Origin of the sequence: Microbacterium sp. 3J1 (assembly GCF_001049495.1) — a bacterium.
Classification (GTDB): domain Bacteria; phylum Actinomycetota; class Actinomycetes; order Actinomycetales; family Microbacteriaceae; genus Microbacterium.
The window spans coordinates 243131-260919 of sequence record NZ_CDWI01000007.1; the positions used below are offsets into that span (position 1 = coordinate 243131).

Sequence of the window (17789 nt, forward strand, 5' to 3'; positions counted from 1 at the left end):
GATCAGTCCTGTCTCTGCATGGGGATGTGGACGAGCTGCACCCCGCCGGCGGCGATGGCGTCGCGGATGCTCGCTGCGATGTCTGCACGACGATCCACCCGTCGCCCGGTGGCGCCGAAGGCGGTGGCGAGCGCCGCCCAGTCGGGTTGGACGAGGTCGACGCCGATCGGCGCCATGCCGCGGTCGACCTCGTTCTGGCGGATCTCGGCGTACCCGCCGTTGTCGACGCACACGATGGTCACGTCGAGGCGCTGCTCGACCGCGGTGACGAGCTCGTTGACGCAGAACATCAGCGCGCCGTCGCCGATGACGGTGACCACCGGATGCTCGGTCTGCGCGACCCGTGCACCGATCGCGGCCGGGAGGCCGTACCCGAGGGTGGCGTAGGTCGGCGTGTAGAGCAGCGAGTGCGGACGCGGCGAGCGCAGCACGCTGCCGAGCGCCATGTAGACGATCTGCGAGGAGTCGCCCGCGACGATCGTGTCGTCGGGGAGGGCCTCGGCGATGATCTCGGCGAGCGCGACGGTGTCGTGCGCAGTCTCGCGCATCTCGGCGTCGATCGCCGCACGCTCGGGTGAGAGGTTCCGCGCCTCCCGCGGCTCGACGTTCAGCGCGCCGAGGAGCTCGCCGGTCACCGCGGCCGCGTCGCCCTGGATGCCGACCGTCGCGGTCAGGTTCTTGTCGAGCTGCGCCGGCGAGATGTCGACGCGGATCACCGCGCCACGGGCCTCGAGCGTCGGCGCCCACAGCTCGGCCTCCCCCAGCTTCGACCCGACGACGAGCAGCACATCCGCGTCCTCGGCGACGGCGCGGGCAGCGGCGAGCCGCAGGTTCGACCCCAGCGACAGCGGATGCCGTTCATCGACGACGCCCTTGCCGTTCAGCGTGGTGAGCACGGGGGCGCCGAGCCGTTCCGCGAGAGCGGTGATCTCGTGCGCGGCATCCGTCGCTCCGCCTCCGGCGAGGATCACCGGCCGTGTCGCGTTCGTCAGCAGCCGGGCCGCCTCGGCGATGGCATCGAGGGTTCCGGAAGCTCGCGGAGGCAGCGCCCTGGGGCGGCGCGCCTCCGCGGAGACGTCGGCCGCCGCTTCGAGCACGTCGAGGGGGATCTCGATGTGCACGGGGCGGGGACGCCCGGTCCGGAAGAGGGTGAAGGCATCGTGCACGGCCTCGACGGCCTCTGCCGCGGACGTGACCCGACGCGACCATTCGGCGATCGCGCCGACCATGGCCGTGGCGTTCTTCGTCTCGTGCAGCGTGCCGACATCGGCGAATTCGGCCCCGAGCGGCACTCCGGGAGACAGCACGATCAGCGGACGAGACTCGCAGAACGCGGTGCCGATCGCGCTCATGGCGTTCTGGAGACCGGGTCCGGACGTCGTGATCACCACACCGGGGAGACGCGTCTGCTGCGCCCACCCGTCGGCGCCGTAGCCGGACCCCTGCTCGTGCCGATTGGTGACGGCGCGGATGCCGAGGTCGGCGAGCGGTCGGTACAGCTCGAGGTTGTGGGTGCCCGGGATCCCGAAGACGGCGTCGACTCCGTAGCCTCGGATGGTCTCGAGCACGGCGCGGCCCGCGGTGTCGGCGTAGCGGTCTGCTGTCATGGTCGCATCCTCCCTCAGACCCCGGCCGTCGCGAGCACGGCCGCATGGCGCCGCTCGCCGTCGACCCAGGTCTCGCGCACGGCGATGGCCGCGATGTCCTCGGCGGCGACGGAGAGCGGGTCGTCCGACAGCACAACGAAGTCGGCGTACTTGCCCACCTCGAGGGAGCCAAGGTCGTCCTCCCGCCCGATCGACACCGCACCCTCGTAGGTGTGCGCGCGGAGGGCGGCGGCGGCCGTGATCCGGAGGTCGTCCGGGCCGAGGGTGTGGCCGCGCCGGGTCACGCGGGTGACGGCTGTCTGGATCGCCTCGAGCGGAATGGGCTCGGCCACCGGAGCATCCGACGAGATCGTCATCGGCACCCCTGCCCGCTCGAACTCGCCGAGCGGGTTGAAGCGCTCACCCGGGGTGCCGATCGCCTCTTCGACGCCCTCGCCCCAGTTGAAGTAGTGCTGCGTCTGATTCACCGGGCGGATGCCGGCCGCCGCCATGCGCGTGATCTGCTCGGGCGTCGGCAGTCCGCAGTGCTCGATGCGGTGACGCGCGTCGGCGTCGGGGCGTTCCTCGAGCGCTGCCTCGATCGCCGACACCACCATCTCGATCGCGGTGGGCGACTGGGCGTGCGTCGCCGTCTGCAGACCGGCCGCATGCGCGCGGCTGATCAACGCCGTGTACTCGGCGGGCTCGTGGTACAGCTGGCCGGTGCGGCACGGGTCGCCGACGTACCCGTCGGGGAAGTACGCGGTCCAGCCGCCCAGCGTGCCGTCGGCATAGAGCTTGATGCCGGCGAAGCTCAGGTGGGCGTTGCCGAACTGGCCGACCAGCCCCATCTCGAGCGCCTCGTCGAGCAGGTGCGAGAGCAGGTACATCGAGACGCGCAGCTCGAGCCGCCCGGCCTCGGCGAGACGCAGGTACATGTCGAACTCGCGTCGGGTGACCTGGCAGTCGCCGATCGACGTGACGCCGCCCGCGAGGAAGCGCTGCGTCGCGGCATCCAGCTGACGCAGATGCTCCTCGGGCTCGTCGGCGAGGTGGAAGTTCGGGCCGTGATGGCCGATCTTCACGCCGTGCACACCCGTGAGCATGTTGCAGGCGGCATCCGAGATCTCGCCCGTCAGCTCGCCGTCGGCGTCACGGAAGTACTCGCCGCCGTCGGGGTTCGCGGTGTCGCGGTCGACGCCGTTCTTCGCGAACGTGAACGAGTTGACGACCCCGCCATGACCCGACGCGTTCATCAGGTACACCTCTCGATCGGTCGCGACCTCGTCGAGCTCGAACCGGGTGGGATGCCGCTTCTCGGCGAGGTTGCGCTGCTCGTAGCCGTAGCCGCGCACCGGGCGGTCGGTCGGGGCTTCGGCCGCCGCGGCCTTCAGCAGCGCCACGATCTCGGGGATGCTCCCGGCCTTCTCGGGTCCGCAGTCGACCCAGGTCATGAGCTGACCGAACATGAGCGGATGCGCGTGCGCATCGACGAATCCGGGAACGACGACCGCGTCCTCGAGGTCGATGCGCTCGGGCGTGAGCCCCCCGCGCTCCGCAGCCGCCTCGCAGTCGGCCGTCGATCCGATCGCGACGATGCGGCCGCGGTCGGTCAGCATCGCCGTCGCGGGCGTGGCCTCCGCACCGGCATCCGGTGCCACCGTGTGGATGGCGCGGGCCGTGATCAGTCGCGGCATACTCTGCGCCGAGCGGTCGAAGGGGGTGAGCTTTCTCATGGCAGCCTGTTCGCGGTCGTGTCGGTGCGGGCGGTGAACGATGCCGTGACCGGAGCCTCGTCGGAATGCTGCGGGGCGAGTCGGGTGCAGATGCCGGCGATGATCGCCATGCCGACGAACATCGCGATGACCGACCAGACGCTGCCCGTCCAGGCGATGAGCTGCGTGGCGAACCAGGGCGAGAATCCGGCCCAGAGCGCGGCACCCACGCCGTACGAGAGGGCGATGGAGGTGTACCGCGACTGGGGGCGGAACATCTGGGCGAGGAGCGCCGCGATCGGGGCGTACGTCGCACTCATCGCGATGCGCACGAGCGACGCGAACAGGAAGATCAGCGGTTCGACGCGGCCGGGCATGATCAGCAGGAACGGCACGAACGTGAGCACCGAGGTGACCAGACCGATGTACATGACGTTCTTGCGGCCCCACTTGTCGCCCAGCCAGGCGACGGGAAGCGTCACGACGAACTCGACGAAGGACGCCAGGGTCATCGCGTCGAGGATCACCTGCTCGCTCACCGAGATCGGCTCGCCGGTCGCGTAGGCGGTCGCGAACGTGGTCGCCAGGTAGTACCCACCGGTCGAGATCGGGAGGATGCCGATGCCGAGGAGGATCGGACGCCAGTTGGTGCGCAGAGCGAAGGCGAGCGGCATGGACTGCTTGCGGCCCTCGACCTTCGCCTCGAAGACGGGAGTCTCCTCGACGCGGTAGCGCACCCAGAAACCGACGCCGACCAGGACGATCGAGAGCAGGAACGGGATGCGCCAGCCGCCGTTCATGATGAAGTCGTCGCTGACCCGCGACATGATCGCGAAGATCCCGGAGGCCAGCAGAGCACCGGCCGGGTTGCCGAGCTGCGTGAAGCCGCCGTAGAAGGTCTTCGACTTCTCGGGGGCGTGCTCGACGCTCATGAGCACCGCGCCGCCCCACTCGCCGCCGACCGCGAGACCCTGCACCGCACGGAGGAGGATCAGGAGGATCGGGGCCAGGATGCCGATGTTCTCGTAGGTGGGGAGGCAGCCGACGAGCACCGTCGCGGCGCCCATCATGACCAGCGTGATGACGAGCGACGTACGCCGGCCGAGCTTGTCTCCGATGTGGCCGAAGATGATCCCGCCGAGGGGGCGCACGAGGAACGCGACGGCGAAGGTGGCGAAGGCGGCCGCGGTCTCGGCGAGGCGGTCGCCGCTCGGGAAGAACAGCGGACCGAAGACGAGCGCCGCGGCGGTCGCGTAGACGTAGAAGTCGTACCACTCGATGGTGGTGCCGACGAAGGCGGCGATGCCTGCGCGTCGTGCCTTGCTGTGGGTGGAGGTCATGAGTGCCCGCTCCTTTGCGGAAGATGTCGGATAGCGAAGGATGCTACGGAGGTGCGGCCGGCGAGACAAGGCCAGAACTCCAGCGTGAAAGTCGATTCACTGAACTTCTGATCGCCTTCTCACGCATCGTCGGGCTTCTCATCCTCTCAATCCCGTCTTAGGCTGCAGTTATGCAACCGCGGCTGTGCGTTCGCGGGAATCTGACGAATGTGGGCGAGCCATGGATTTCGACGCCGAACTGATCAGGGCGCTGCAGGAGGACGGCCGGGCCAGCATCCGCTCGCTCTCCCTGACCCTGGGGCAGTCGCGCGCCGCGGTCGCGGCTCGATTGCGCTCGATGCTCGACGACCGGACGGTGCGCGTCGTCGCGGCCGTGGACCCCGTGTTCCTCGGCCAGCACGTGCTCGCTCACGTCTCGATCCGGACCGACGGGGCCGCGGAGATCGTCGCGAAGCACCTGCGCGACATGCGTGAGACCGTGCTCGTGTCGGCCGTCGGCGGAGCGCACGATCTCGTCACCGAGGTGCGGCTGGGGACGATGGAGGAGCTGCACGACCTGCTCGCCCAGATCCGGGCGATCGTCGGCGTGCTCGACATCAACACGATCATCTACTCGACGGTCGTGAAGGGGTTCTTCGTCTCGGAGTACCACGGCGATGTGACGCTCGACACGGTCGACGAGGACCTCATCGAGCACCTGCAGGCCGATGGTCGAATGAGCTTCCGCGCCCTCGGCGAGGCCGTTCGTCTGTCGCCGTCGGCCGTCGCCACCCGGGTGCAGCGACTCATCGACGGCGGGGTCATCAAGATCAGTGCGGTGGAAGCCCGCGGGCTCGCGCATCGGCAGCTGTCGATGGGCGTCGGCCTGAACCTCAACGAAGACGACGACGCCGTGATCGAGGAGCTCCGCACCGGGCGCGGGATCGACTTCGCCGCACGTACGCTGGGCCGTTTCGACGCCGTCGCGACGCTCGTCGAGCCGTCGGCCGGGGCGCTGTATGCGAGCCTCGAGCGGCTGCGCTCGCTCGCGGGGGTCACGCGCATCGAGGCGTGGCTGCATCTGGCGGTGCTGAAGGAGGACTACGCCCGCACCCTGCGGGAACCCGACCTGTCGGGCCGGTGATCGGTCGCTCGAGCAGCAGCACGTGCAGCGGCGCGCCGTCACCGTCCGTTCACCGCGCGCGGCCAGACTTCGAGCATGAGCGAATCCCCCCAGAACGGCGCGGTTCCCGAGCCCGCTGCGACGGCGAACAGCGGCGCGGTCGGCGTCATCGGCCTCGACCTGCGCGGCGAGACCCCGGCACCCAAGAAGCAGGTGTACTCGTGGGCGCTGTGGGATTGGGCGACGCAGCCCTTCAACACCGTGATCCTCACGTTCATCTTCACGGCGCTGTATCTGACGACGGAGGCGTTCCTTCCTGCCGACATCGCGGGTCTCGGCGCGAAGGACCCGATCCGCGAGGCCGCCGAGGCCGATCTGGCGTCGGGCCTCGGGCTCGGCTCGACGATCGCGGGCATCGCGATCCTGCTCATCGCGCCGGTTCTCGGACAGCGGGCCGACGCCGCCGGGCGCCAGAAGCTCTGGCTCGGAATCGGCACGGGCGCGCTCATCGCGTGCATGTTCGGCCTCTGGTTCGTCGAGCCGACGCCGTCGCTGTTCTGGCTCGGAGTGGCTCTGATCTCCGCCGGTTCGGTGTTCGGCGAGATCGCGGCCGTGAACTCGAACGCCATGCTCATCGGCATCGCCAACCCCAAGACGGTCGGACGCATCTCGGGCCTCGGCTGGGGCTTCGGCTACATCGGCGGGATCATCGCGCTCGTCCTCGTGGTCGTCTTCTACATGCTCGACTGGTTCGGGCTCCCCGAGGACGGCGGTCTGCCTTTCCGCATCATCGCCGTCGGGTGTGCGATCTGGGCGATCGTCTTCTCCATCCCGATCTTCCTGAACGTTCCCGAGCCGTCGCTCGGACGCCCGGAGCGCAAGGTCGGGTTCTTCGCGTCCTACGGGCTGCTCGTGAAGGACGTCATCGGCCTGTACCGCACTCCCGACACCCGGCAGACGTTCTGGTTCCTGCTGTCGAGCGCGGTGTTCCGCGACGGGCTCGGCGGGGTCTTCGCCTTCGGCGCGATCATCGCCGGCCAGGTGTTCGACTTCGGGTTCCTCGAGCTCGTGATCTTCGGCATCGCCGCGAATCTCATCGCCGGGGTGTCGACGATCATCGCCGGACGCTTCGACGACGCGTACGGCCCCAAGCGGATCATCCTCGTGTCGCTCGCGGCGATGGTGATCGCGGGCCTGGCCGTGTTCTTCCTGGTGGGTGCCGGCACCGTCGTCTTCTGGATCGGCGGGCTGCTGCTCTGCGCATTCGTCGGCCCCGCGCAGGCCGCATCGCGCTCGTTCCTCGCACGGGTGACGCCGGCCGGGCGCGAGGGCGAGATCTTCGGCCTCTACGCCACGACCGGGCGCGCGGCGAGCTGGATGGCCTCGGGGGCGTGGACGCTCCTCATCGTCCTGTCGGGGTCCACGGCCTTCGGCATCCTGGGCATCGTGCTCGTGCTCATCGCCGGATTCCTCCTGCTGCTGCCGGTGAAGGCGACCGCGCGGCCCTGACGGACGTCCGGGGAGCAGCACCGGGGGTAGCCTGACCGCGTGACGGTCATCATCGCGTTCCTCGCCAACATCCTCGTCGCGATCGCCAAGACGGTCGCTGCCGTGCTCACCTCCTCCGCGTCGATGGTCGCCGAGGCTGCGCACTCCTGGGCGGATGCGGGCAACGAGGTCTTCCTGCTGATCGCCGATCGGCGCGGAGCACGGGTGAAGGACGAGCGGCATCCGCTCGGCTACGGTCGGGCGGCCTTCGTGTGGTCGCTGATCGCCGCCTTCGGGATCTTCACGGCGGGCTCGATCGTGTCGATCATGCACGGCATCCAGGAGCTGTCGGAGACGGGGCCGGTCGAGAGCCCGGCGGTCGCGTACACGGTGCTGGCGATCGCGTTCGTCCTCGAGGGGGCGTCGTTCACGCAGGCGATGGTGAAGTCGCGGCGGCTCGCGAGGGAACGCGGCTCGTCGACCTGGGACTACGTTCTGGAGACCAGCGACACGACCTTGCGCGCGGTGTTCTTCGAGGACATGGCGGCGCTCATCGGGCTCGTCATCGCGGGCGGGGCGATCGCGCTGCATCAGATCACCGGCGTGGCCGCGTGGGATGCGGTGGGGTCGATCCTCGTCGGGGTCCTGCTCGGGGTGGTCGCGATCATCCTCATCGGCCGCAACATCGCCTTCCTCGTCGGGTCGAACGCCTCGCCGGCACTGCGCTCGCGTGTCGGGCAGGCGCTTCTCGCGTCGCCGCAGATCCAGCGCCTCACGTACCTGCACATCGAGTACGTCGGTCCGAACCGGCTGTTCATCGTGGCCGAGGTCGATCTGACGGGCGACGCTCGCGAGCACGACGTCGCGCGGAGCCTCCGCGCGATCGAGCAGCAGATCGAACAGCACCCCGTCGTGGAGACCGTGGTGCTGTCGTTGTCCGTCGACGACGAGGCCTCCCTCGAGTTCGTCACGCATTCCTGAGCCGCTGTCACCCCGCACGCGCGAGTCCCGGCGGCGCCCCGGGTTCGTCGAGCGAATCAGAGTCGTCGAGTGACTCGGGGTCGCGGAGCGAATCGGGGAGGCTGAGTCGTGGGGTACGCCACTGCTGCGCGGGATCCCACCACGCCGGTCCGCGCACCTGGGGCACGCCTTCGGCCATCCGGGTCTCCCACCCGGATGCCCCCAGACTGCGGTGATGCCACCAGCACAACGGCACCCCGTTGTCGGTATGCGTGGGCCCGCCTCGTGCGTGGTCGGTGACGTGATGGATCTCGCACCATGACGCGGGCACATGGCATCCCGGAATCAGGCATTCTCGATCTCGCGCGATGATGGCCCGCCGCTGATGAACCGTGAACACCCGGGCCGTGGTGCTGATCCCGACGACTCTGCCGCCGTCGAACATCACCCGCTGGATCACTCCGGCGCATCCGACGTGCGCAGCCGCTCCGAGCGGCACCTGCCTCCACGCCCCGCTCACGCTCGCCCGCCCGCCCCCTTGCGCGAGGTCTTTCACGTCGACGGTGACGACGAGGGTCGGTGCAGCACCACCGATGGTGGGCATGTCTCTGTGCCGCGCCGCGATCGCGAGAGCCGCGGCCAGAGCATCATGGCGCTTCTGCGCCGCTGTGCGACCGTCGACCACCGAGCGAGGATCGGAGTCGAACGGGTCGGCGTCGCCCGTCGTGTCCGCACCCGTCGGGTCCGCATCCGCCGGGTCCGCATCCGCCGGATCCGCATCCGCCGCCCCGCCGGTGCCCGTGAATCGCACGCCGGGCATCGGCGGCCCGTCGCCCTTCGGATTGTTCAGGGCATCGAGGATCAGCTCGAGCTGAGCGGCGACATCGGGAGTCAGATACCCCTTGATCGATCGCAGCCCGTCACGGATCCTCCCCAGCGTGATACCCCGCCGACGGGCGGGCTCGTCAGCGGGCCCCTCGCCATCGGGGTCGAGCAGCGCAGCCACCCGCTCAGCGAGGAACCTCAGCTCGTCGGTGGTCGGCGCAGGTCCGCGGACCTCGTCACCCGCAGGGGTGCTCTCGAAGCCGCCCCGCGCGGCGCCGGCGAGAAAGTGATCGGCGCCGAGTCTCTCGTCGGCGCTGATGCGGTCGGCGATCCTCTCGATCGGGCCGGTCGCCGCCAGCAGGCCCGCCACTCCGATGGCTCCGTCGAGCATCGCGTCGCGCAGAGCGGGCCATCTCGCCGGGAGCCGCTCTCCCGACACCAGGCTGACGTCGCGTCGAACGAGATCGGCCACCTTGCCCACCCGGGTCGCGCCCGGGACGTCGGTCAGCACGGTGCGCTGCACCAGCTCGGTGTGCGTGCGGCATCCGGCGGAATGCGGGAGGTCCACCGGGTGCCCCGTCGCGATCGTCTCGACGACGACGGCCTCCACACGGCGGAACGCCGCTCCCGCTGCCTGCAGCACCTCGACGCGTTCGCCGTCGGACAGCGACGCGAGCGCGTCATCGCCGAGCACCCGATCGAGGTCGGCGACGACCTGATCGAGAAGAGCGCGGGTGCGGAAGGACATACCTCCATCCAACTCGGGGCCTCAGACATTGAAGGCGTCCAGACCCGCGCTTTTCGACCAGCTCAGGAGCATATTCCGGAACATCGGTGCAGTGTTCCGGAACACCACCTGACACGGGCCTGCACAGCCGGGTCGCGGCCGGGTCGCGGCCAAGTCGCGACCCGGGCGCGGCCGCGGGGTCAGCCCTCCCAGTTGTCGGCGAGCTTGTTCAGCAGATGGGCGAGCTGTGCGCGCTCATCCTCGCTGAATACCGCGAGCGCCTTGCTGAGCGCTTCTCTGCGCTCGCCCCGCATGCCCCGAGCGATCGTGCGACCCTCATCGGTCAGCGCGATGCGCGTACGTCGCGCGTCGTCGGGGTCGGCCTCGCGGCGCACGAAGCCGTGCGCGACACCCTGCTGCACCAACCTCGACGCGCGGGGTTGATCGACGCCGATCGCGGCGCCCAGATCGCTGACGCTCAGCGGCGCGGATGCCGCGGCGAGCGCCTCGAGCATCCGCATCCGCGCCGGTCCGCCGAAGCGTCCGGAGGATTCGGCCATCCATGGCGGCGCACCCGGATGACCCGATGCGCCGAATCCGTGGCCATGCCCGTGCCCACCCTGCTCGAAGTGATCGGGATGGGGTCCGCCATGCCATCCGTGCGGACCGCCCATCCCCCGGGGGCCTCGACCGCGATCACCCGACCGCCGTCCGCGAAGGCGGGACAGGGCGAGGGCGATGGCCTCGGCGGGGTCGATCTCTGCGCTGCTCACGATTCGATTTTACATGCGACTTGACATGGATCCGATACGCATGTCACACTACATGTACATGCAATGTGACAAGCACATGCACCATGACATCTAAGGACTTCACGATGAACACCCCTGACACTCAGAACACAGACTCCCCGCCCCGCCCCTTCGGCTACTGGCTCGATGCTGTCGATCGACTCATGGCGGCCGAGTTCGCCTCCTCCTTCGCGGACGAGCACGCGGACCGCCGCGACTGGCGGCTGCTCAACGCCGTCGACGGCACCGTTCCCGCCCGCCGTCCGCTGAACCCTCACAAGCTGCACTCCCTCGTCGAGCGCGGCTGGGTGATCGCCGAGGGCGACGGCTGGACCCTCACCGACGACGGCCGCGCCGCCAAGGAACGCCTGGGAGCCATCGTCGACGGCATCCGCGCCAAGGTCGGAGACGCCGTCTCCCCCGAGGATCTCGCGACCACGATCGCCTCGCTCGAGCAGATCGCCCGCGCCTTCGGCTGGGACGAGAACACCCCGCTCCCCCGCGGCCGGGGTCGCGGCCGCCGCCACGGCTTCGGCGCCCACGGCTTCCGTCACGGTTTCGGTCGGGCCTTCGGCCCTCGGGGCTTCCGCCGTGGATTCGGTCACGACCATGGACCCGAGACCGATTCCGGATTCGCAGACGAGCGCGGATGCGAGCATCGAGGCCACCCGGGACACGACCGCTTCTCGGGTCAGCACGACCCCGAGCACGGCGAGGGCCCGGGTCACGGCCACCGTGACTTCGGACACGGTCACGGAGACGTCCGCGGCCACGGACACGCCCATCACGCGCACCCGCAAGCTGCGCAACACGCCTACGAGCGCGGCTTCGACGCCGGCTTCTCGCGCGGTCGGGATGCCTGACGGCATCCGCTCCACGCCGAAACGCCCCGCTCGCTCCGGCGACCGGGGCGTTTCGGCGCTCGCGGCTAACGCAGCGAGCGCAGCACGACCTCGTCGACGAGCTGCTCGACGGCATCCGGTGCGAGCACGCGCCGCCGCAGGCTGACACTGCCGAACGCCGCGGTCGGCACGAGACCGGCGATGAGTGCCACCGGAGCGTCCGCACGCACCTCACCCCGCTCGATCCAGCGCTCGATCACCGCCGTGAGTGCCGCGACCGGCGGTCCGCCGACCACTCGGTACGCGACGTCGCGCAACTCCTCGTCACGCCCGATCTCGCTCAGGATGCTGGCGAGCACGCTCGCCGTACGGTCATCCGCCCGCGCGAAGTGCATGGCCGCTGCGAGAAGGTCTCCTCGGAGCGTGCCGGTGTCGGGGACCTCCGCAGCCACCTGCAGCGCGCCGACAGCTGCGACGACGAGCTCGGCCTTGGTCTCCCATCGGCGGTAGATGGCGGATCGTCCGCAGCGAGCGCGATCCGCTACGGCACCGATCGTCGTCCCGGCGTAGCCGCTCTCGATCAGCAGTTCCTGGACCGCCTCGAGGATCGACGTCTCGACGCCGGGGTCGCGAGGGCGCCCGACCGGCTTGGCCATCAGATCTGCAGTCATCGACCTCATTGTACATTCCGGGATCAGACAGTACCGTTAGCTTCGGTACTCATCAGTACCGAATCCAAGACGTCACCCGCAAAGGAGCTGTCATGGTCATCACCACCGCCCGCGCAGACCGGAGCATCGCCCGCCCTCGGCTGCGCACCTCTCTCATCCTCATCGCTGCGGTCGTCGTGGCCGTCGCAGCGAACGCCGTCGTCGCGCGGCTCGCCGTGGCTGCCGGCGCTCCGGCGACCTACGGACCGCTGACCTTTCCGGCCTACACCCTGTTCACAGCTCTGGGCATCGTGGTCGGCTGGATCGGCTGGTCGCTCGTGCGCCGTCGCGCCCGCGACCCGCGCCGCACCCTGTCGATGCTCGTGCCGGTCGTGACTCTGGCGTCCTTCATCCCCGACCTCCTGCTGCTCCTGCTCCGCTTCATCCCGGGCACGACGGTGAGCGCCGTCATCGGACTCATGGTCATGCATGTCGTCGTGGTGGCTGTCGCGGTACCCGCGTACGTCTGGGCGTCCAGAGAGGCGTCGTAGCGGGGATCACCCCTGCTGCGTGGCAGTGAGGACCGCGACCGCGTCGACGAGAGCCGCCGACGCGAACGACGTCGTGGTCCCGAGGTACACGGCCCCGGCGATCGCCGCCGCGAGCAGCAGTACGAGGAACACGAAGATCACGATCGACAGCGCGCGGTATCCGCCGGTGGTCGGCACCTCGGGCGCCACAGAGGGCTGCGCCCAGTCGTCGGCGACCGGGGCCGGCTGGTCACCGGTCAGAATCGCGGGCGTGGGGCGCGACCGGCGCGTGGCGGGGAGCATCGCCTCGGGCGGAGGCGGCGGGATCACCACATCCGGGACGGACGACTCCGGCGGAGGCGGCGGAATCACCACATCCGGGACGGACGACTCCGGCGGAGGCGGCGGGACGACAGCATCCGCCGGGGAGTCGTGCGGGTCTCTGCTGTCGTCGCTCATCGTCAGCCTCCGAGTGATCCGACGTCGGTGATTCCGACGTTCGTGCGATGGAAGTTCTGGAACGAGCGGGATGCCGTCGGGCCGCGCTGTCCCTGGTAGCGGTTGCCGTACGGGCCGGAGCCGTAGGGGTTCTCGGCCGGAGACGTGAGGCGGAAGAAGCAGAGCTGCCCGATCTTCATGCCCGGCCACAGCTTGATCGGCAGAGTCGCGACGTTGGCGAGCTCGAGCGTGACGTGCCCGGTGAATCCGGGGTCGATGAAACCGGCGGTCGAGTGGGTGATCAGCCCCAGGCGCCCGAGCGACGACTTGCCCTCGAGGCGGGCGGCGATGTCATCGGAGAGCGTGACCTGCTCGAACGTCGCCCCGAGCGCGAACTCCCCGGGATGCAGGATGAAGGGCTCCTCCGGATCCACCTCGATCAGTCGCGTGAGCTCCGGCTGATCGACCGACGGGTCGATGAACGGGTACTTGTGGTTGTCGAAGAGCCGGAAGTAGCGGTCCAGGCGCACGTCGATGCTCGAGGGCTGGATCATCTCCGGCTCGTGCGGCGAGAGGCCGATCCGGCCGGCTGCGAGTTCTGCTCTGATGTCGCGGTCGCTGAGAAGCACGGCACCAGCCTAGTTGCCGTGCGCCCGACGCACTTTGGCCATGACGCATCAGACGGCTAGGCTTGCGTTCACCTGCTCCTCGGATGCAGGTACGGGGCTGTAGTTCAATGGCAGAACTTCTGCTTCCCAAGCAGATAGCGCGGGTTCGATTCCCGTCAGCCCCTCCACATGTGACGTCCAAGGCTATTCCGGACATTCTTGAGGTACTTCAGACTGGAGTTTCCGCGGGGACGTGTACGGGAAGTCTCATCGCCGTTTGTACGATGCAGCAAGAGAGCTCGTCTGTCACCTCACTGCAATGCCGCGACCACACGAGCGGCGATCTCCGCGGCAAGTTCCTCCGCATGGCCGGCGCAGAACGATGGGCGTGTCTGCTCTGCAGCCACGGCGAGCACATCCAGCAGCATCCTCACCTGAACGACCTCGTCTGCGAGCGCCACCAGCGATGGACCGGTCCTGGGACCACCGCCGAGACGCAGACCACGGTGACGGCGGCCGAGGTCACCGCTCACCGACTGTTCCAGCGACTCCGGCGCACCCGCCGCCTCGATCTCCATCTGTTCTTTGAGGTCCTCAGCGCACTCGAGAGCGACCTCGACCAGCCCACGGCCAGCGTCTTCCGTCACGCCGTCGCCATCGTCGACTGGGTCCAGCGGGCCGAGACGGTACACCGCCTGTTCGACCCCGCCGTCGCGTACGCCACCACGTTCACCTGGATGCGAGAAGCCATAACCAACATCGTGGCGCGTCCGACCCCGTCGGCCGCCCGCGCGGTCTGGCTACACCTCTGAAGATATTGTGACGAACCCCAGAAGTTGATCGAGTACCTTCGGGAACAGCCTGACACAATCACCGCGCCTGAGCCGTCTGACGAGTAGAGCGCCCGTCACGTCAACGCTGTCGTTCTCGCGAACCGGAACGACGCCCCAATCGTGTTCATTCATTTCATTCGCACAGCATGACTGACCGGGTGCCGCGGCCCCGCGCACACCGCTACGTCTCGTCGCAAGCCCCGAGGACCCCACTCCTGGACTCACCAGCATAGATCCAGGGATCGATTAGGTATTATGTAACTCGGTACCCGGGTTACGGGTTACACTGAACTAATGGAGAGCAGCATGAGCGTCAGGTCGAAGCTGCTCTTCAACAACACGCATATGCTGAGCGTTGCCGAAGCTATCGGCGCCGGGGAGGGCGTCGTGGACTCGAAGAGCCTGCAGGATCGGCTCGGGTTGAGGCAGTCGGCAGTGCAGCGTATTCTCGTCGCCCTGGAAGGAGTGGGACTTATGGAGAGACTTGAACGACAGGCTCGGACAGAGCCCATCCGGTTCCAGCGGATCTCCCACCCGTTCTGGGATGCCGCGCGGGAGCTGGCCCATGCTTGAGGTGTTGCAGGAATCGGATGCGACGTACCGTCACGAGGGCGTGTTCGACCGGTCGCTGTTGACGGTCACCTACTCTGTGAATCTCGACGAGCATGACGCGCGTGTGCGAGCTGGTCGGCGCGAGATCCGGGATGAGTTCATCCTGGCGGCGTTGCTCAGCGTGCCGGAGGATCACCTGGGGCAGGTGTCGCCGCGCTTCGAGCGCGTGCTGCGGAGAACGGATAGCGCGCACCTCGCGACGATCCTCGAAGACCCCGAGGGTGGCCTGTGGGGGCAGCGACGTGCGCAGCCGGCCGTGGATGTGCGGAGCATCGAGATCACGTCCACGAGCCTGAAGCGCGGGTGCTCCGTCGCGCACCGGTGGGCCGGGTACGGCCCGCGGACCATCACGACGTCCGCCTCGGTGAGCACGTTCGAGCTCACCGAGGCTTCCCACTACGGGATCGGACTTCAGATGCCGGATGGTGAGTGCGTGATGATGCCCGCTTCCTTCGTGCCGCAGCGCTGGTCGTCAGCGCGTTGGCGGTTCGCGGAGCTCGTCTATGGACAGTTCCGCGACCTGAACGGCTAGGACGCCTTCGCCCACACGTTCTGGAGGATGGGGTCCACGCGCAGGCTGCGTCCGATGTGCGCCTCGAGCTGCGGGTAAGTGTCCAGCGCGCCCGCGACCTGGCTCGCCCACAGCGCCCGGCGCGCGGAGGAGCTGAGCCCGACGTACGAGGAGTACAGGCTGTCGAGGTTGACGACGTTGTGGTTGTGACCAGTACGCCGATCTGCCGGGTCTTCGTGAAGCCGGTCGACACCGGCTCCGCGGCAGATGACACAGAAGCACTGAATCGGCGCCGTGCTCGCGAACCATTCACGCCGCATGTGGGTGGAACGGACGATGCGGAGCATATCGGTGAGCAGCATGTGCGGCGACAGATTCTCGCGGTCGCCGACGGGGCCGCCGTGGTGGTCGAACGGGTTCAGGCGCCGAGTAGACGGGTAAGACCCGATGGCGGAGGCGATGGCTCCGTGTGCGAGAGCGTCGAAGCCGATGAGGTCGGCGCGGTGGGCGACGATGGGGACATTCGTCTCCTGGAAGACGCGGCGGTATGCGCGGGCGCGCTTCACACTCTCGACAGGGTTGTGCCCGTGGATGAAGGTGAGCAGGACCGGGTGGTCGCTGCGGTTGATGACGGCGATGAGCTGCTTGACGTACTGCTCGTCGCTGAGCCAGCCCGCGTAGGCGGGGATCGCGAACAGGGTGTCGGAGCGGCCGAGCTTGTTCGCCTGGCGGAGCGCGGCCTTCAGCGCGTCGGAGTCGCCGGGCGTGATCTGACCGGTGGGTGTGATCGCGAGGTCACTGTATCCACGCTGCTGGTCGAGGTCGTCGGCGAGGGTCGCCGCGGTCAGCATGAACGGCTGACTGTCGGTCGCCAGGTGCTTGCGCAGCGAGCGGGGTTCGACGATGAGGGGCAGGTTGGGGTTCGCGGCGCGGATGCCCGCGGCCTTCGCCACGGCGTCGTCACCGACGAGGATCGCACCCCCGGAGTTGGTCTGGATCAGCGATGCTTCACCGTGTGCGTTCTGGCCGGCCACGTGGAACTGCCGGTCGGTGAGCAGCGCGATGGCATTGCCCGTCTCGACACCGCGAGGTGCGGTGAAGAGCGGGGTCGGGGCGGTATGGGGGTTGTCGATGACGGTGAAATTCATGATGTCTCCTGAAGGAAGGTCTGTTCAAACTCGCGCGGGTACATGTGGGCACTGCTCGCAAGTTCCTCGACACTCGCGCCTTCGGCGAGGGACTTGCGTATTGCTGTGGTGAGCGCGGTTGGGTTCTCACGCTCAGTGGGGTCTGGTTCGCGGCGGTGCATCCCCGTGGTACTCAGGTGGATGTTCCACTGCCGGTACTCCTGCTCGGTGAGGCGGCCGATGTCCTTTCCTCGCCGGATGAGAGCGGACAGGGAGATCCCCCACCGCCTCTTCAGTAAGAGCAGAGCGTCGAGGCTGGCACCGCTCGGCCACTCCTTCGCGATCTCAGACCCCGGGGCGAGGAACTCCGCGGCGAACGCGTCCGCCTCCGCTTCCTGCTCCTTGTCGGCTTCGGAGTCGTGCATGACGGCGTGGCCGAGCTCATGCGCCATGGTGAAGCGTTGCCGGTCAGCGGGGACATGGTCGCCGACGAGGATCACCGGCACGCTGTCGTCCTGCCAGGACGCGATGGCGTCGACCTGGATGCTCTCCAGCGGCCACCGCAGCACCAGCACGCCGGCTCCTTCGAGGATGGCGACGAGGTCGCCGAGAGGGTCGCGTCCGAGTCCGAGCTCATCGCGCACATCGCGTGCGACTTCCTGCGGGGTGTTGTATCCGCCCTCGAGGTCGTGACGACGCAGGGAGGTGACCTGGTCACCGATGAGATCACGGACACGAAGGCGCACGAGCGACAGCTCCGCCGCGACCTTGTTCACTGCACTCTTCGGGGTGCTGCGCTGCTTGCGGTGGAAGATCCGAGCGGGCGCCGTGGATGACTCAGCCGCGCGGAATGCCGAGAGCGGAACCATCAGCTTGTCTGCGACCCTGCGCCAGGTCTCGAGATCGAGACGAGCCTCACCGGACTCGACCTTCGACAAGGTCGCCTGAGAGATGCCGACGTCGTAGGCGAGCTCCACCTGCGTGAGCTCACGCGAAAGGCGCAGAGCTGTCAGGAGCTCACCGCGCGCTTCGAGTTTCGAGTTCATGCCTCAATCATAGCAGATAATATTCGGATGCGTGGCACATGTGACATTTGACTCATCT

The 17789-nt window shown here is 68.5% G+C and carries 18 protein-coding genes and 1 tRNA gene; 9 read left to right on the forward strand and 10 right to left on the reverse strand.

The annotated features are described in order from the left end of the window. Window positions 1-2: 2 nt before the first annotated feature. From BN2660_RS04600 to BN2660_RS04610, 3 genes are read right to left on the reverse strand one after another with little or no spacing between them, the layout of a single operon-like run. The gene (locus BN2660_RS04600; RefSeq protein WP_091227861.1) at window positions 3-1607 is read right to left on the reverse strand and encodes a thiamine pyrophosphate-binding protein; all 1605 of its coding nucleotides are present in this window, start codon (window positions 1605-1607) and stop codon (window positions 3-5) included. Between the two features lie 14 nt (window positions 1608-1621). After that, on the reverse strand, window positions 1622-3322 hold the full coding sequence (locus tag BN2660_RS04605; RefSeq protein WP_091227863.1) for an amidohydrolase: 1701 nt from the start codon (window positions 3320-3322) through the stop codon (window positions 1622-1624). After that, on the reverse strand, window positions 3319-4641 hold the full coding sequence (locus tag BN2660_RS04610; RefSeq protein ID WP_091227866.1) for an MFS transporter: 1323 nt from the start codon (window positions 4639-4641) through the stop codon (window positions 3319-3321). The genes BN2660_RS04605 and BN2660_RS04610 overlap by 4 nt, the downstream gene beginning before the upstream one ends. Before the next feature lie 220 nt (window positions 4642-4861). On the opposite strand from BN2660_RS04610, the gene BN2660_RS04615 reads away from it, so the two are divergent. The 3 genes from BN2660_RS04615 (at window position 4862) to BN2660_RS04625 (ending at window position 8212) form a co-directional block, all read left to right on the forward strand. Continuing rightward, on the forward strand, window positions 4862-5764 hold the full coding sequence (locus BN2660_RS04615) for an Lrp/AsnC family transcriptional regulator (protein WP_091227868.1): 903 nt from the start codon (window positions 4862-4864) through the stop codon (window positions 5762-5764). A gap of 75 nt (window positions 5765-5839) precedes the next feature. Further along, window positions 5840-7252: an MFS transporter gene (locus BN2660_RS04620; protein WP_091227871.1), complete on the forward strand. Its 1413-nt coding sequence runs from the start codon at window positions 5840-5842 to the stop codon at window positions 7250-7252. Window positions 7253-7291: 39 nt separating this feature from the next. After that, a complete protein-coding gene (locus BN2660_RS04625; RefSeq protein ID WP_091227874.1) occupies window positions 7292-8212 on the forward strand; it encodes a cation diffusion facilitator family transporter in 921 nt (306 codons plus the stop codon). 7 nt (window positions 8213-8219) lie between these two features. Here BN2660_RS04625 and BN2660_RS04630 read toward each other — a convergent pair whose 3' ends face one another. Both BN2660_RS04630 and BN2660_RS16760 read right to left on the reverse strand, forming a co-directional pair. Then, complete coding sequence (locus BN2660_RS04630) at window positions 8220-9764, reverse strand: HNH endonuclease signature motif containing protein (RefSeq protein WP_091227877.1); 1545 nt, start codon at window positions 9762-9764, stop codon at window positions 8220-8222. Window positions 9765-9943: 179 nt separating this feature from the next. Then, window positions 9944-10516, reverse strand: coding sequence for a MarR family winged helix-turn-helix transcriptional regulator (locus BN2660_RS16760; protein ID WP_255305026.1), 573 nt, complete (start codon window positions 10514-10516; stop codon window positions 9944-9946). A 104-nt stretch (window positions 10517-10620) separates the two neighbouring features. Here BN2660_RS16760 and BN2660_RS04640 point away from each other — a divergent pair, with 104 nt between their 5' ends. Further along, entirely contained in the window at window positions 10621-11397 is a 777-nt protein-coding gene (locus tag BN2660_RS04640; protein WP_091227879.1) for a hypothetical protein, read from the forward strand. A 65-nt stretch (window positions 11398-11462) separates the two neighbouring features. On the opposite strand, the gene BN2660_RS04645 is transcribed toward BN2660_RS04640, so the two are convergent. Beyond that, window positions 11463-12047 carry a TetR/AcrR family transcriptional regulator gene (locus BN2660_RS04645; protein WP_091227882.1) on the reverse strand — a complete coding sequence of 195 codons (585 nt, stop codon included), beginning with the start codon at window positions 12045-12047 and terminating at the stop codon, window positions 11463-11465. 92 nt (window positions 12048-12139) lie between these two features. On the opposite strand from BN2660_RS04645, the gene BN2660_RS04650 reads away from it, so the two are divergent. Further along, window positions 12140-12577: a DUF6069 family protein gene (locus BN2660_RS04650; protein ID WP_091227884.1), complete on the forward strand. Its 438-nt coding sequence runs from the start codon at window positions 12140-12142 to the stop codon at window positions 12575-12577. A 6-nt stretch (window positions 12578-12583) separates the two neighbouring features. On the opposite strand, the gene BN2660_RS04655 is transcribed toward BN2660_RS04650, so the two are convergent. Beyond that, complete coding sequence (locus tag BN2660_RS04655) at window positions 12584-13015, reverse strand: hypothetical protein (RefSeq protein WP_091227886.1); 432 nt, start codon at window positions 13013-13015, stop codon at window positions 12584-12586. A 2-nt stretch (window positions 13016-13017) separates the two neighbouring features. Next, window positions 13018-13623 (reverse strand): dCTP deaminase, encoded by a 606-nt coding sequence (gene dcd, locus BN2660_RS04660; protein ID WP_091227889.1) that lies wholly within the window; start codon window positions 13621-13623, stop codon window positions 13018-13020. Window positions 13624-13716: 93 nt separating this feature from the next. Here dcd and BN2660_RS04665 point away from each other — a divergent pair. From BN2660_RS04665 to BN2660_RS04680, 4 genes are all read left to right on the forward strand, one after another. Continuing rightward, a tRNA-Gly gene (locus BN2660_RS04665) sits at window positions 13717-13790 on the forward strand. Window positions 13791-13967: 177 nt separating this feature from the next. Further along, a complete protein-coding gene (locus BN2660_RS04670; RefSeq protein ID WP_091227891.1) occupies window positions 13968-14414 on the forward strand; it encodes a hypothetical protein in 447 nt (148 codons plus the stop codon). A gap of 315 nt (window positions 14415-14729) precedes the next feature. Next, on the forward strand, window positions 14730-15008 hold the full coding sequence (locus BN2660_RS04675; protein ID WP_091227894.1) for a hypothetical protein: 279 nt from the start codon (window positions 14730-14732) through the stop codon (window positions 15006-15008). Further along, window positions 15001-15579 (forward strand): hypothetical protein, encoded by a 579-nt coding sequence (locus BN2660_RS04680; RefSeq protein ID WP_176697083.1) that lies wholly within the window; start codon window positions 15001-15003, stop codon window positions 15577-15579. The genes BN2660_RS04675 and BN2660_RS04680 overlap by 8 nt, the downstream gene beginning before the upstream one ends. On the opposite strand, the gene BN2660_RS04685 is transcribed toward BN2660_RS04680, so the two are convergent. Further along, window positions 15576-16706, reverse strand: a complete 1131-nt coding sequence (locus BN2660_RS04685; RefSeq protein ID WP_091227899.1) for a hypothetical protein — start codon at window positions 16704-16706, stop codon at window positions 15576-15578. The genes BN2660_RS04680 and BN2660_RS04685 overlap by 4 nt on opposite strands. Next, entirely contained in the window at window positions 16703-17731 is a 1029-nt protein-coding gene (locus BN2660_RS04690) for a helix-turn-helix domain-containing protein (protein ID WP_091227901.1), read from the reverse strand. The genes BN2660_RS04685 and BN2660_RS04690 overlap by 4 nt, the downstream gene beginning before the upstream one ends. Between the last annotated feature and the right edge of the window lie 58 nt (window positions 17732-17789).